The following is a 14,710-nucleotide window of genomic DNA, read 5'->3' on the forward strand; positions in this document are numbered from 1 at the left end:
TCTTGAAGAAGATGCAGGTAAATCGATCCATGACCAATTCGAAGGTATGTCTGGTATCGATTTAAACCGTGCGGGTACGCCATTGCTTGAAATCGTATCTGAGCCAGATATGCGTTCGGTTGAAGAAGCGGTTGCCTATATCAAGTCAATTCACACGCTCGTGCGTTGGCTAGGGATTTCTGACGGTAACATGGCAGAAGGTTCATTCCGTGCCGACTGTAACGTGTCATTACGTCGTCCGGGTCAGCCGTTCGGTACACGTTGCGAGTTAAAAAACCTCAACTCATTCCGTTTTATTGAGCAAGCGATCAATGTTGAAATTGAACGCCAAATGGAAATTTTGGAATACGGTGGCGAGATTGATCAGGAAACCCGTTTGTTCGATCCGAACAAGATGGAAACCCGTTCAATGCGTTCGAAAGAAGAAGCGAACGACTATCGCTACTTCCCAGACCCAGACTTGTTATCTGTAATTATTGCTGACAAGCAAATCGAAGCGGCACGCGCTGCCCTGCCAGAATTGCCTGCTGCACGCCGTGAGCGTTTTATCGCTGACTTTGCTGTGACTGAATACGATGCACATGTATTGACGCTGTCACGCGAAATGGCGGACTTCTACGAAGCGGTTGTGGCTGCCGCAGGTGGTGCGAAGCAAGGTAAAGTTTCTGCAAACTGGGTGATGGGTGAATTCTCAGGTGCTTTAAACAAAGCAGGCCTAGATTTAGCAGACTCTCCTGTTTCTGCTGAGCAATTGGGTGGCATGATCGCGCGTATCGTGGATAACACCATTAACGGCAAAATTGCGAAGCAAGTATTTGGCTTTATGTGGGAAGCAGAAGGCAAATCTGCGGATGACATTATTGCTGAAAAAGGCTTAAAGCAAGAAACTGATACAGGTGCGATTGAAGCGATTATCAAAGAAGTGCTTGCAGCCAATGAAAAAATGGTTGAAGAGTACAAGTCTGGTAAAGAAAAAGCCTTTAACGGTCTTGTTGGTCAAGTCATGAAAGCTGCAAAAGGTAAAGCCAACCCAGCTCAAGTGAATGAATTGATGAAGAAATTGATTGGTTAAACTGATCTAATTGCACAAAAACCCGCTTAAGAGCGGGTTTTCTTTTCAGAATTTAAAAACTTCCTTTGCTCTTTCAATTGTCTTTTGACCTACACCTTTTACTTCTGATAGTTGCTTGAATGTTAAACCGTTGTTTTTGACTCTTGCCACTACAATTGCTTTTGCTACATCACGCTTTACATTAAGTAATGCTTCGATTTCATCTAAAGAGACTTCTGTAATCAAAGGCTGGGATGTTCTGCTTTGTGAGTTTACATTTAAATATTCTAAAAGATCCGCAAGCATCAAATAAATGTGAAAAATAGCTCTGGTTGCTTCCAATTGTGATACTTCTGTGTGTACACCCTTACAAGTTAACGTGTAATCAGCGGCCATCCAAACACCTAGATAATCCACGTGGGCTTTAGCCATCTCTTTATTACTTTTTGATTCAATGGCGACGTCCATAAATCTCCAAATACGATTTATATACTGATTTTGCTTAAAAGTACGTCCCTTAATATTTTCATCAGTAGCAGGATATAACTTATCAGCTAAGCTCTCTAATAATCTTCTAGATGTTGCTAATGCCTGAGACCATTCCTCTTTCGAGTCAGATGAAACTGCCCGAAAAGCTAACATGAGCTGCTCAGCAATTTCAGGATCTAGATCAAGTAATTTATCATCTACAGCATTTTTTAATATATCAAACCCTGAAGTGATAGTTCCTGAAAACTTTAATCTATTGTACAAATCTGTTAAATACTTATGACACTCTCCTTTTACACAAGCCAATCTATCTTGGACATTATTTAAATACAAAGTTTTATCATTGCCATGTTTTTTAAGATAACTTAAATGATCCTCAAGATGATGAATAGATTTTTCAAGACCACCTGTGGCTGAATTTGTTTTTAAACGGAAAAAGTTTGTAGTACAAATAAATTTAATATCTATATCAACCTCGGTAAGTTCTTTTATTAACGGTTTATATTCTTCGTCTTTATAGATCTTTATATCTTTTTTTTTGTCAGTATCTTCTACAATTTTTGAAAGAAGCTCTTTTAAGGGTTGGATAAACTTCTCATTTCCAAGTTCAATTTCTGCCCAAATATAATAATTTTTTTCTTCTAGTAAATTTGAAGCTCTAGAGAGTTTTTGTACTGCAACAGTTATACTTCCTTTTTGTGACTCTAACTCCTTAAGCCCTTCTTCAACAATTCTTAACGCTTCTTCTTTCTTATCCATCACTAAAAACCATAATTTTTTAAAAATATACACTAAACAATATAATCTAAAATTAATCTCTTATTTACTCAAAGTTTCAATTTTAAAATACAAAATTTAATCTTAAAATTAGTCCAAATACCACACACGAAAAACAACATGATTATTGAAGATAGTATCGTCCCTCATCAAACTCGATGGGCTTAGGATGCATTCAGCTTTCAAAATTCTTTTTTATGCGTGATTAAACCCTCTCCCATAGAGTGAAGATTTAATCTTTGTGAATTAAATATCGTTATTATTTTAGTAATAGATATTCCCTCTCCTTATAGGAGCTAAGAAGTACTACTTCGTAAAGAAGAAGTAAAATTCATCACTCCCCTCTTAACACACCCAACTTATTCCAGATATCAGGCGTTAAAAAAGTCGTGACTAACTTATTTAAATCAATATAACGTAACGTGCCTTGCAACTGCTGTCTGACCGCTGGATCTTTAACAATATCCTCACCTGCACTCTGACCTAACTGCTGAAAAGCCTCACCAACCGCTTGAATCCCCTCAGCCTGAATCACAGCCTTAGTCTGAGTCGAACACTGCTCCACAATCACACGCTGTAAAACCTGTGCCAATTTCTGATCTAACTGATTCTTTTGCTCAGGTGTAACACTACTAAAACCCTTTAAATCAGGATGTGCCGCCAAAGCCGTAAACGTCCATTGCAACACCGTGGTTTTATCCGCTGCTGTCGTGGCTTTCACCAAACAATCACTGAGTTGATCGACTGTTGGCCCTGCCATTGCCACTTGAGTTGTTCCCAACATAGCCGCAGCCATGAATACAGAACGACTCAAATGAGAAATTTTACGGCGAGCAGAAATATAAACACGAGACATAAGCGCAGTTCCAAATTGCAATCTGTCTCTTTGTAGCATGTACTCGCTAGATCATCTGTTATGACGCTGTAAATTGCGTAAGCCCAAACCTTTAAAACTTAGGCAAAATGTAAAACTCGAACTTAACCTTGTCCTTGATAATCCCAATTTGCAGGAATATTTGGCTGTTTTGGCACTTTATTCAAATCAATATTCAGATTGCGACTGCCTTTAAATGACTTCTCCCCCGAATCCGATACAGGTGATACATCCAAACTGTAGCGATAGCGGAATTGCCACAACATTGGTTTGATCGGGCGAATATCTAAACTGAGACGATCTTCATCATGGCATTTGCCTTGAGAACTTTTATATTCCTGCTCAGAAAAACATGCCCGAATCATGCGATTAAAACTAAAAGGATAATTTTCAATGAAGCGATGTGTTTGCCCTGACTCTTTTAATTCATGAAAACTCGCACGCTCCATCCCTGCGCCACCACCTGAATACATTTCAGAAGAACGCTCAATGACAGCAACAGCAAAATGGCTTTCAGTCATTGGAAAAAGTTTGGGGAAAATAAACTGTCCATCTGAAGTATTTTCTTCATCAGTTGCTAAATCTACATGCCACTTATTTTTCAATTTCAAGCCAGTTGCAGATGGAGAAAACTGAGCGATCTGATCACCTGACAATAACCATAACTTTTGATCAGCCGTTTTTAGACTACGAAGCGGCGTTTGTTGTTGGCAAACATCACTAAGTTGCTCACAAATTTGCTTTTGCTCAACCTGACTGAGTTGTGCCTTTTTAAATTCTAAAATTTGCAACGGCGCAGCAATAATTGAAGTGCTAAAACAAGTCAATGAAATCGTTAAAACCAGCCCACTTAAATAAATTTTATTGTTCAACATCATCACTCCTTAGGCTATTTTTAGGTGATTTAAAGCTTTATTTTACAATCGCCTCAACTTGATCAAGTTCCCAAACCCCACCAGCAGCAAGTCCTTTACACATGCCTGTCCACATATCTCTGGTATTGACAAACTTTTGCCCATCCCACACCCATTCAGCGGTACTCCAACAATCCCCAATACCTCGTCCTTTTTGAGCGCTACTGATAATACCTTGGTAAAATTCTGACGCATGTTCAGTCACGAAAGTTGCTTTACCAGTAAGTGACTCATTGAGCACCCAAGCGCCATACCCTTCGTTATATGCTCCACGCCAACAAAGCGTCATTGCCAATACTTTTTTATTTCCCAGTTTATATAACTCAATCGATTGTGGCTCATATTCATCACCATTATAGAGTCCTTCGCAAAACCCATCTTCCTTTGGTGTAGGCTGAGCAGCCATTAACATTTGATGTATAGATGCATAGCGTTTATTGTTCGACTGCAAAGTGAGATAAGGCTTATTACTGGTCTTCACTTGTTTTACAATAATTTTTGGTTGCGCTGATAGGACTTTTGACTCATCCATTTTGCCTTTTTTAACCAAAGCCCCAACTGTTCCAACTCGCTTTTGAAAATCATCCATTTTTAATAATACAGCCGTCATACCTTTATCTGATATTTGCCATTGGACATTTGGGTTTTTAAACACAATTTCCGTTTTTTGTTTAGATTGTTGTAGTAATGCATTGACTTGAGCGGAAGTGAGTTTCCCCATAATCGGAAAATCAGCGCCATCCACTGAGACTGCTCCAAAATCTTTACCATTGACATAGAAATGAATATTTTTTAGTTTTCCTGCGAGCTGTGCCTGCTCATCAATACTTCCCAGCGCAAATTCAGCCTTGACGGCTTGCTTAGTACCTGCGAGTCGGGTTAACAATAATGATGCGGGTTCATTCGGATCATGACTATATTCATCAGAATAGCCTGCTGCTTGGCATGTTCCCGTGTTACTACAATATATTTCCCAATCTTCATGCGTAAATGAAATCCCTTTGATCTCCTGCGCAAATGCTGCGGCACTAATGGACATCAAACAACATATTGAAATGATATTGTTCATAAGACTTATTTCTCGGTCTAATCTATTTTATTTTTCAGTCAAAATATTTTAAGACGTTTAAATTATTCACGTTGTAGGTTCTTGTATTCAAGAATATGCTAATTTTAATTCAAACCCAAATTACCGAATAAAAAATGAAATTATTCTGCTCTATTTCCACGATTTTATTACTGCTGTCTACCGCAATAACTCACGCCGAAGTCAGTTACTTTGAACCAATTTTTCCTCAATTTTCAATTACGATAAAACAACGCCAAGCAATGAATCAAATATATGCATTGGGTGAAGTCTCCTTTAGCAATGATGTTCGCGTTCCCTTTTATGGTGTTACCGCGCCTAATCCCGTCGATGATGGACTATTAAAAGACTTTAAATCGTGTACAGCAAAAAGCTGTCATTTTGATTTTAAGCTAGATGCTAATCTAGCAAAGCAACTTAAATTGGTCGGACTCCCTGAAATTGGTGCGGTACTGGTTCCAAAAGACTGGCAAGATATCGAAGCAAATGCGGGGGCAAATGGTACAGGTTCAGCATTACTGATGAGCACGAATCAAAAACAAGCCATTGAACTATATGATTCTTCAGTTTGTGTTGGTTGCGGTATGCCCTACGCAACTCTTTATTTTCCAAACTTTTTAAAAGAAAGCATTGAGAATGAGTTTGGCGGTTATAAAGACACACAAAAGTTAATTCATGTGGTACATCCATCCAAATACGTCGCTTTCTTTAGTTATCAGATTCCGAAGCTGAATAACAAAACTCATGGCGTAGCGAAATATCGTGATGATGGTGATTTTAACTTTCGAGAAATCAAAGTCACCTTAGATAAATCTCAACAACATTTGGTTGGGCCAATTTTAAACTTCTATCACTTTACGCATTAATATTAAAATTATTTTCTAATACTTGGCTCGCTTTAAGTAAATCCAAAAAATGTGCTACTCGAACATTATTATCTTTGGCTCTGTAAATTGCATAAATTGGAGCAATACAAGGTTTCTTGGCTTCCAAGGGACGGTAAATAATTTGTTTATTCCAAAAGTCTTGGATAGATGCTGGCACGATTGAAAGCCCAATCCCTGCTGCAATTAAATTTAGACTCGATGTTAATCGTGGTGCTTCTTGGACAATGTTGGGACTAAAGCCCGCTTGATAGCAATTTGCCAAAATATTATCAAACAAGTCTTGCCCCGCTAAACGGCGATAAAGTACAAACTCATAAGGTTCTAAATCAGGCAATCGAATCACGCCCTCTTGCATTGCTAAAGGGTGATTACTTGGCAGTGCAACGATTAATGGCTCATCAAGCACATGCATCGTTTGCACGGCAGCATGTTTAGGTGCTGGTTTACGCAGAAATACGATATCAAGTTTTTCATTAATCACCGCATCAGTTAAAGCGCTGCTACTCTCTTCTTCTAAATGAATCGCAACGGCTGGAAATTTTTCGCGAAATTGCCGCAACAATGCAGGTAAAAATGGATGTAATCCTGCTGAATTGGTAAAGCCGATATTGATCTGACCTTCGAGACCCTGTGCAATATTTTTAACTCGTTTCGGAATTGACTGAGCATGCGCCAAGATCGTAATGGCTTCTTGATATAAGACTTTGCCTGCTTCTGTAACCTCAACGCCTCTAGGTAGACGTTTTAGCAGTGCCGTCTCAAGTTCCTCTTCTAAGCTTTTAATCAATCGTGTTAATGGCGGTTGTTGCATATGCAGCCGAACAGCAGCTTTAGAAATATTACTTTCTTCAACCACAGCAACAAATGCATGGAGCTTATGAATATCCATTAAACATACCTTAAAAGTATAGAAGCAAGCAAAAATAGCATTTGTAAATATATCACTATTCCACCATCCTATTCTCATTAACCGATGAAGAGGAATAAGTCCCAATGAAAGCCCAAGCAATATCAATAGAGCGTGAAACAGTTTCAACAGCGCCTGATTGCAAGGCTCTTTTCACGGGATTTATGCAATTGGGGCTGATGGGATTTGGTGGGGTATTACCCTTAGCACACCGTATCATTGTTGAAGAGAAAAAGTGGATTGGTGAAAGTAAATTCACGGATTTACTTGGTGTCTGCCAACTCTTACCCGGCGGTAATATTATCAATATGTCAGTTGCAATTGGTATGCAGTTCCAAGGTGTTAAAGGCGCGCTCTGCTCTGTTCTAGGATTGATTTCTGCACCAACAGCGATCGTACTGATTATTTATCAAGTCTATGAACGATTTGCTTACTTAGCCGCGGTACAACATATGATTCAAGGCTTAGCTGCGGCCGCCGCAGGTTTATTATTTGCAACAGGGCTGAAAATGTTGCGACCAATTTTAAAAAGCTATCTCACCATTTTCACGATTGTACTGACCTTTGTTTTTATGCTTCTGATCAAGCTTCCTTTAGCGCTGACCTTAGTCATCTTACTTGCGATTAATATATTTGTACTTGGAGTGAAAAAATCATGATCTTATTGACCTTAGTGATCGTTTTTACACAGCTCTCAGTTTTGGCTTTTGGTGGGGGTAATGCCATCCTTCCTGAAATGCAATATCAAGTGGTGACGGTACACCAATGGATGACAGCAGAGCAATTTAGCTCACTGTTTGCGATGGCTCAAGCCGCACCCGGCCCGAATATGATGATCGTTCCCCTTGTCGGTTGGCACGTCGCTGGGCCAGCAGGTTTATTAGTGACTTCATTGGCGAAGTTCGGCCCATCATCTATTATCACAATTTATGCACTAAAATTTTGGGAAAGATTTAAATCCAATCCATCACGGGCACGCTTTGAAAAAGCCTTAAAACCTATTACGGTCGGATTGGTTCTCGTGAGTGCATGGTTAATTGCGGATGCTTCAGCACAAAATCTATTATTAGTTGTGATCGTCATTTTAACTGCATTTCTTGGTGTATTTAAGAGAATTCATCCTTTATGGGTCATGGCTGTAGGCGCTGGACTTGGAATTTGTTTACTTTAAACCATAAAAAAACCTGCTTGATGCAGGTTTTTTTAATTAATGAATTTATTCATCCAAAATAGATTCAAAAGCTTTTAAACGTTTATGAATCGAAAGCAATTCAATAATGGTTTTCCACGAGCTGATGAGGTACTGGAAAGACTCACGAACTTTATCAAAAATATTACTGATCTGGTTAATCAACCCCAAAGTCATTTTACCTGCTGCAATTGCTGGGAATAGCACGACTAAGCTATATAAAATATCAAGTTGTTTATACCAGATAGCGACAAGGTTAAAATAAGCATAGTGAAAGTATAGTCTAAAATAATTCACACGCACTCGAGCAAATAACTCTTTTAATGTGAGTGGATCAGCACGATTTTCATGATCTTCGCCATAAACCAACTCTTTACGGTAAGCAGCTTCAACTTTCTGATTATTGAATTGTAGCCCAGGTAATTTTTGCCCCACAAACATCAAAACAACAGTTCCTACAATCGCCCAAACGACCGCTGCCCATACCAATGAATGTTCGATTTCACCAACAATTGGCAATACAGGAACTTTCTGAGAGATTTGAAATAACAACGGTAAAAAGGCAATCAATACCATCACTGATTTAATTAACTCAACACCTAAGTCTTCAACGATCGTGGCAAAACGCATGGTATCTTCCTGAATACGTTGCGAAGCCCCCTCGACATGGCGTAACTTTTCCCAATTCGCGGTGTAATATTCATTCATTGCAGTACGCCAACGGAATACATAATGACTGGTGAAGAATGCATTAACGACAGCAAACGTGACAGCAACCATTGCGATATAAAGGAAAGTTAAAGTTCCATTATAGAGATCAGCTATATTACCGCCACCATCGCTTAGCATATTTTGAATCATATCCCAGAATGGGCCATACCAAGCATTGATCGCAACACTGACTTGGACACCAAACCAGATATTAAACAAAATAAATGCTGAACCCCATATCGACCATTTCTGCCATTTATTATCTGAAAAGAAACGCCAAAAACCTGCAAACAAAGCCGTAGAAACTAAGAACCATAAATAGAACCAAATGAATGAAGCCGACCAAAAACGACTTACACCAATTGGTAATTCTGCTTCGGCATAGCCTTTTGGAAAACCAAGATATTCACCCCATCCATGCCCACCTGTGTACCAAAGCAGCATGTTGAGTGACAGCCACACAATCACTGAAATAAAGAACAGGCGTGGGCTAGGAAAAAAAGATTTAAACATTGAACTTAACAATCCTTGTTGCGTAGCAATTGACGTCAGGCGTCATCCTATTACCTCAAACTTAAATATGTCTGATAAAAACTTTAGTAATTTGTAGTTATTTACATGTTTTCCTAAGATTTTCATAGCATTTTGTACAGCTTTTACAATTTGTTTTGAGAAAACAATCTGTTTAGGTTAACAAACTCATGGTATTGGTTGATTTACCTAGACATTTAAACCTCTATTGAGCGCTTGCAGGATTCACTTTTAAAGCAACTTCAGGTTGATCACCATTGGCTACATTTTTCTTGTTTTGAATCACCCATTGAATATCAGAAAGCTTTTGGATTGCGGCATCTACACCTGCTTGCATGGTGTTCTCTCGGTCTTTGACATCAAAGATATGCGCCTTTTCACGCAGGTCAGGTTGAATCACTACATCTGCATCTTTTAGTTCTTCTTCTGCAAGTCGTCCTTGCATAATATTAATATTTTGGTTGAATAAGCCCCAAACATTGGTAGTTTCGGTATGAATAGGTTGTGCCAAAATATCTACTGCAATCACCACATCAGCGCCTAATTCACGTGCTACTTCAACAGGAACTGGGCTGACCAATCCACCATCAACATACTCAGTATTGTGAATTTTGGTCGGAACAAACATGCTGGGAATTGAAGTCGAGGCACGCACTGCCTGACCCGTATTACCATAATTAAATACCGTCTTGGTTCCGTCTTTAAGCTCAGTTGCAACGACATACATTGGAATTTTTAATTTTTGTAGTGGAATATTATGAACTTGATCATTCACATAATCTTCGACTTTCTTGCCATCAAAAAAGCCTTTTAAGCTGACATTCACATCACGTACATCATTGGCTTTTAATTTAAGTGCAATGTCACGTAATTCGGCAGCACTTTTACCACTGGCATAGATTGAGCCAACAATACTTCCTGCACTCGTTCCAACAATAAAATCAGGACGAATCCCTTGTTGTTCCAAAACTTCAATTACACCAATATGTGCGTAGCCACGCGCACCACCGCTACCTAATACCAAAGCGATAACAGGGCGTTTTTCTTGTTTTTTAATTGAGGCAAAAGGCATAACAGCAGTTTGTGCTTGGGCATCTTCAACAACAGGTCGTAAATGTGAAGTGGTCTGACAACCTGTTGCCAAAACGACGGAAAGTCCTAGCACAAAAAGTTTAAGCTGTTTCATATACAATCTTTGCCAAATTTAATCTATTTCTCTTTTAATTTTAGCTCGACTAAACAAAGAAAGTTGTATCACTTTTTTATTAATGTTTTCTTCACTATAAAAAAAGCCCCTGTTTAGGGGCTCTCAATTATTACCAAATGTCTGAATCGACTTTTTGCTTTAATTTAGGATGATTATCAATTTTAAACTCAGGTTCTTTGATCCCTTGTTTTAATTGAGAGGTGTAATCTTTCAACAAAATTAATGCAATTGGCGTTAATAACAAGATCGCAATTAAGTTGATGGTCGCCATCAAGCCCATTGAAAGATCTGCCATTGACCAAACTAACGGTACACTTGTGATCGCACCGAAGTAAACCATCGCCAAAACCAAGACACGGAAAATGAACATGATCTTTGGATTGTTATTAATAAACTGTACGTTACTTTCAGCGTAAGCATAGTTACCAATAATTGAAGTAAAGGCAAATAAGAACAGAATAATGGCAAGAAAACCACCGCCCCAGCTACCAATTTGGCTCTCTAATGCTTTCTGCGTCAATGTTACGCCTTCAAAGCCTGCTTCGTGATATAGACCAGACACCATGATGATAATAGCAGTACATGAACACACCACAAAAGTATCGACAAATACACCAAGCATTTGTACTAAACCTTGATTTACAGGGTGTTTCACATCAGACGCAGCAGCAGCATTTGGCGCAGAACCCATACCAGCTTCGTTAGAGAACAAACCACGTTTGATCCCCATCATCATTGCCATAGAAATCATTGCGCCGAAGAAACCACCAGCTGCAGCTTCAAACTCAAATGCTTTGGTAAAGATCAATTTAAAGATCTCAGGCAACATTGGTAAGTTAGTCATCGCAATGTATAAAGCGACCATGATATAAAGCAATGCCATGAAAGGAACGATACCTTCAGCAACTTTAGCGATACGCTTGATTCCACCAAAGATAATCAATGCTGTCATCACGACTAATACAATACCAACCCATGACACTTCGAGATCAAGTCCGCCGAGACCCAATACAAAATTGGCTTTATCCCAACCCCATGCATGTGAGGTCGCACCAATAATTGCATTTGCTTGCACCGCATTAAATACAAAGCCATACGCTAAAATGAGTGATAGCGCAAAAACGATCCCTAACCACTTTTGTTTTAAGCCTTTGGTAATGTAGTACGCAGGACCACCACGAAATTGCTTGTTTTGATGATCTCTCACTTTAAATAATTGAGCGAGTGATGATTCAACAAATGCAGAACTCATCCCAAGGAAAGCAGTCACCCACATCCAAAACACAGCACCAGGACCACCAATCGCGATTGCAATCGCGACACCTGCAACATTACCAACACCAACACGGCTTGCCAAACCTGTTACGAAAGCCTGAAATGGAGTAATCCCATGTTCATCTTGCGCTTCTTTACGGCTCCCTTTCATCACACGGATACTGTGTAAGAATAAACGAAGCTGTACTGCACCCGTCGCTAATGTGTAAAACACCCCAACCGCAACCAACAATACGACCAAGAAATTCCAAAGCGGATCATTCAAGAATTGTACCCACGACATCAGCGTGGCATTTAATTGTTCATTCATCACTTATTCGCTTAAAAAATTACATGCACATCAAGTACATATACGATAACAATGGATGAATCAAAAAAGCCCCGCATGGGGCTTTTGATCCGACTTAGATAAAGAATTTCAAAATTAATTGAATCACTGTCGCATTGATTAGATCGACGAAGAATGCACCACATAATGGAACAATCAAGAACGCTTTATGCGATGGGCCATACATGTTTGTGATCGCCTGCATGTTTGCAACAGCTGTTGGTGTTGCACCCATACCAAAACCACAGTGACCCGCTGCCAAGACAGCTGCATCGTAGTTTTTACCCATTACACGGAACGTCACAAACGCAGCATAAAGTGCCATCGTCAATGTTTGCGCACCAAGAATCACAACAAGCGGGCCAGCCAAATCAGCCAATTGCCATAATTTCAATGAAAGCAAAGCCATTGCCAAATAAAGTGATAATGACGCATTACCAAATACATCAATTGCACGGTCAAAAATATCTACTTTCAATAGGCTTTCTAAGATGTTACGTAAAACAACGCCGCCGCCAAGCGCCCAAACGAAAGTCGGTAACTCGAACCATGTTCCTTTACTATAACCTGTCATAAATTCAGCAAATGCTAAACATGCAGCAAACATACCGAGCGTTGTAATCGCATTATCAGCAGTAATTAAACGGACTTGATGTGGATTTTCAAATGGCGCAAGCTCTTCAGGATGCTTATCAAGATGCGTATCACGATCTTTGATTTGCGCTGGTGTTTGCTCACGAGCAAGTCCATAACGATTGATCAATAACTTCGCTAAAGGACCACCGATCACACCACCGATAATCAAACCAAATGTCGCACTCGCCATACCCAATGCCAAAGCGCCTTGGATACCATGCTGAGTCTCAAGAATTTCGCCCCAAGCACCCGCAGTACCGTGACCACCTGTCAACGTGATTGAACCTGCGATCAAACCGATCAAAGGATCAATACCTAACAACGATGCAAGGCTCATCCCGACAACATCTTGTACGATGATGAATGATGCGATACAGATCAAAAATAAAACTAAGCCGATCCCGCCCTCTTTTAGCTTCATGAAATTGGCACTGAGACCAATTGAAGCGAAGAAAACTAGCATGAAACTCGTTTGTAATTGACTGCTGAAAACAATACTGTAGCCCCACATCGAGTGCACGAGTAATGAAATTACCGCTGCAACCAAACCACCAGCTACTGGCTCAGGGATGTTGTAACGTCTTAAGAAGTCAATTTTATTAACGAGAAAACGCCCTAATAATAAGACGATCACCGCCGATATTAGGGTATAAAAACCATTGAAAGTAAATTCCATATCTTCTTCCGTTTATTTCATTCGTTTTTCAGATGTTTTTTCCATCCTACAGCCAATGAAATAGTAACTCTCAAAATGAGTGAAAACTCAATCAGCTTAATAAAAAACATACAGTTCTTTGTAAGAACTCAGCTTTATTTAACCTGATTTGTTTTCACGGATGATTACACCTACAGGATAGGTTAGAAGTTATAGCGAGCCATTGCTCCTACACGGTTATCCTTACCTTTTTGACCATTAAAGGTTTTACGTTCGCCATAGACATATTCCAGACCGAACGTAATAGGTGAAACAGGTGAATACATCACATTCCACCAACCTTGTTGTAGTGTCTTGTTTTGCGCTGTATCTGCAAAAGCTTGTTGAGCAAAGTCATTACTATCATTTGCAAACATTGCGCCATACGCCAAAGTACTACGAACTTTTGGCGTAATCTGATACGTCGTACCAACGGTAACTGCATCGAATTCATTCAAATTTAAATCAAAATTATTCGGATTTACATTGAAAGCATTGTTGGTATAAAGCAAGAATTTGCTGTCACCTTTGACATGCGAATAGTCAATCATCGCTTGTAATGAATCAGTGAATTTATATTTTGCACCAATTGCAACGCCCCAACCGAGTGCAGATTCATTCGCACTTAGTTGTTTATCATCGTTAGCAAAACTTTCTTTACTGCGAGCTTCTGTCAATAACGTACGTGCTGATGTTGTCCCCTTACCTTCGGCAAAATCATATTTCAATTTCGTCGTCAGAGCAGGCGCTCTATTGTCATCATTACCTTTTTCTAAGGCAACAGCATAAGTTGTTGTAGGGTTTAATTTAGTACTATAACGAACCATAGGCGTACGGTAAGTACCAATCCCTAATGGTGAGTTAAAATCAAGCATTTCTGGTTGTACGTCTGTTGCCAAGAAAGTTGATGTTGTTTGACCAAATAACCAGTCGTTATATGTGACATACGCATGACGAATACGAATCGTGTCATTGCTACTACCGCCACGGAAGTCAACTTCTAATTTACCACCAACGTCTGCACCTTGGACAGGTGCTTTGAAGTCTAGGCCAAAACGAGTCACTGTCGCAGTGCTGTAGAATCGGTCGCTATTTTTCTCATTATTTTCAAGATCAACCTTGTTGATACGGTTGAAAATGCCATCACCACCTT

14 protein-coding genes are annotated in these 14,710 nt (G+C 39.5%); 4 read left to right on the top strand and 10 right to left on the bottom strand.

Annotation, left to right across the window (positions count from 1 at the left end):
• On the top strand, nt 1-1,072 hold a 1,072-nt coding region (gene gatB, locus B4237_RS13070; RefSeq protein WP_286943494.1), incomplete at its 5' end, for an Asp-tRNA(Asn)/Glu-tRNA(Gln) amidotransferase subunit GatB.
• 45 nt (nt 1,073-1,117) lie between these two features.
• Here gatB and B4237_RS13075 read toward each other — a convergent pair.
• The 4 genes from B4237_RS13075 to B4237_RS13090 form a co-directional block, all read right to left on the bottom strand.
• Nucleotides 1,118-2,299, bottom strand: a complete 1,182-nt coding sequence (locus B4237_RS13075) for a helix-hairpin-helix domain-containing protein (RefSeq protein WP_278595398.1) — start codon at nt 2,297-2,299, stop codon at nt 1,118-1,120.
• Between the two features lie 352 nt (nt 2,300-2,651).
• Nucleotides 2,652-3,173: a hypothetical protein gene (locus B4237_RS13080; protein WP_278595399.1), complete on the bottom strand. Its 522-nt coding sequence runs from the start codon at nt 3,171-3,173 to the stop codon at nt 2,652-2,654.
• 122 nt (nt 3,174-3,295) lie between these two features.
• Nucleotides 3,296-4,066 (bottom strand): hypothetical protein, encoded by a 771-nt coding sequence (locus B4237_RS13085; protein ID WP_278595400.1) that lies wholly within the window; start codon nt 4,064-4,066, stop codon nt 3,296-3,298.
• A 37-nt stretch (nt 4,067-4,103) separates the two neighbouring features.
• A complete protein-coding gene (locus B4237_RS13090; RefSeq protein ID WP_278595401.1) occupies nt 4,104-5,174 on the bottom strand; it encodes a DUF1176 domain-containing protein in 1,071 nt (356 codons plus the stop codon).
• Between the two features lie 134 nt (nt 5,175-5,308).
• Between B4237_RS13090 and B4237_RS13095 the strand changes: the two genes are divergently transcribed.
• Nucleotides 5,309-6,058, top strand: a complete 750-nt coding sequence (locus B4237_RS13095) for a DUF4850 domain-containing protein (protein WP_278595402.1) — start codon at nt 5,309-5,311, stop codon at nt 6,056-6,058.
• Here the strand turns inward: B4237_RS13095 and B4237_RS13100 are convergent.
• Complete coding sequence (locus B4237_RS13100; protein ID WP_061517006.1) at nt 6,048-6,968, bottom strand: LysR family transcriptional regulator; 921 nt, start codon at nt 6,966-6,968, stop codon at nt 6,048-6,050. The genes B4237_RS13095 and B4237_RS13100 overlap by 11 nt on opposite strands.
• Before the next feature lie 104 nt (nt 6,969-7,072).
• Here B4237_RS13100 and B4237_RS13105 point away from each other — a divergent pair, with 104 nt between their 5' ends.
• Both B4237_RS13105 and B4237_RS13110 read left to right on the top strand, forming a co-directional pair.
• The gene (locus B4237_RS13105; RefSeq protein ID WP_278595403.1) at nt 7,073-7,645 is read left to right on the top strand and encodes a chromate transporter; all 573 of its coding nucleotides are present in this window, start codon (nt 7,073-7,075) and stop codon (nt 7,643-7,645) included.
• Nucleotides 7,642-8,157: a chromate transporter gene (locus B4237_RS13110; RefSeq protein ID WP_278595404.1), complete on the top strand. Its 516-nt coding sequence runs from the start codon at nt 7,642-7,644 to the stop codon at nt 8,155-8,157. Before B4237_RS13105 ends, B4237_RS13110 begins: the two co-directional genes overlap by 4 nt.
• A gap of 45 nt (nt 8,158-8,202) precedes the next feature.
• On the opposite strand, the gene sbmA is transcribed toward B4237_RS13110, so the two are convergent.
• The 5 genes from sbmA to B4237_RS13135 form a co-directional block, all read right to left on the bottom strand.
• The gene (gene sbmA, locus B4237_RS13115; RefSeq protein WP_278595405.1) at nt 8,203-9,399 is read right to left on the bottom strand and encodes a peptide antibiotic transporter SbmA; all 1,197 of its coding nucleotides are present in this window, start codon (nt 9,397-9,399) and stop codon (nt 8,203-8,205) included.
• 223 nt (nt 9,400-9,622) lie between these two features.
• Nucleotides 9,623-10,603, bottom strand: coding sequence for a patatin-like phospholipase family protein (locus tag B4237_RS13120; RefSeq protein WP_004877128.1), 981 nt, complete (start codon nt 10,601-10,603; stop codon nt 9,623-9,625).
• A 130-nt stretch (nt 10,604-10,733) separates the two neighbouring features.
• On the bottom strand, nt 10,734-12,209 hold the full coding sequence (locus B4237_RS13125) for an alanine/glycine:cation symporter family protein (protein ID WP_004877129.1): 1,476 nt from the start codon (nt 12,207-12,209) through the stop codon (nt 10,734-10,736).
• A gap of 94 nt (nt 12,210-12,303) precedes the next feature.
• A complete protein-coding gene (gltS, locus tag B4237_RS13130; protein ID WP_023014143.1) occupies nt 12,304-13,539 on the bottom strand; it encodes a sodium/glutamate symporter in 1,236 nt (411 codons plus the stop codon).
• A gap of 182 nt (nt 13,540-13,721) precedes the next feature.
• The coding region (locus tag B4237_RS13135) for a DcaP family trimeric outer membrane transporter (protein ID WP_286943501.1) at nt 13,722-14,710 on the bottom strand (989 nt) is incomplete at its 5' end.

Source organism: Acinetobacter sp. UBA6526, assembly GCF_002434875.1.
Taxonomy (GTDB): Bacteria; Pseudomonadota; Gammaproteobacteria; order Pseudomonadales; family Moraxellaceae; genus Acinetobacter; species Acinetobacter venetianus.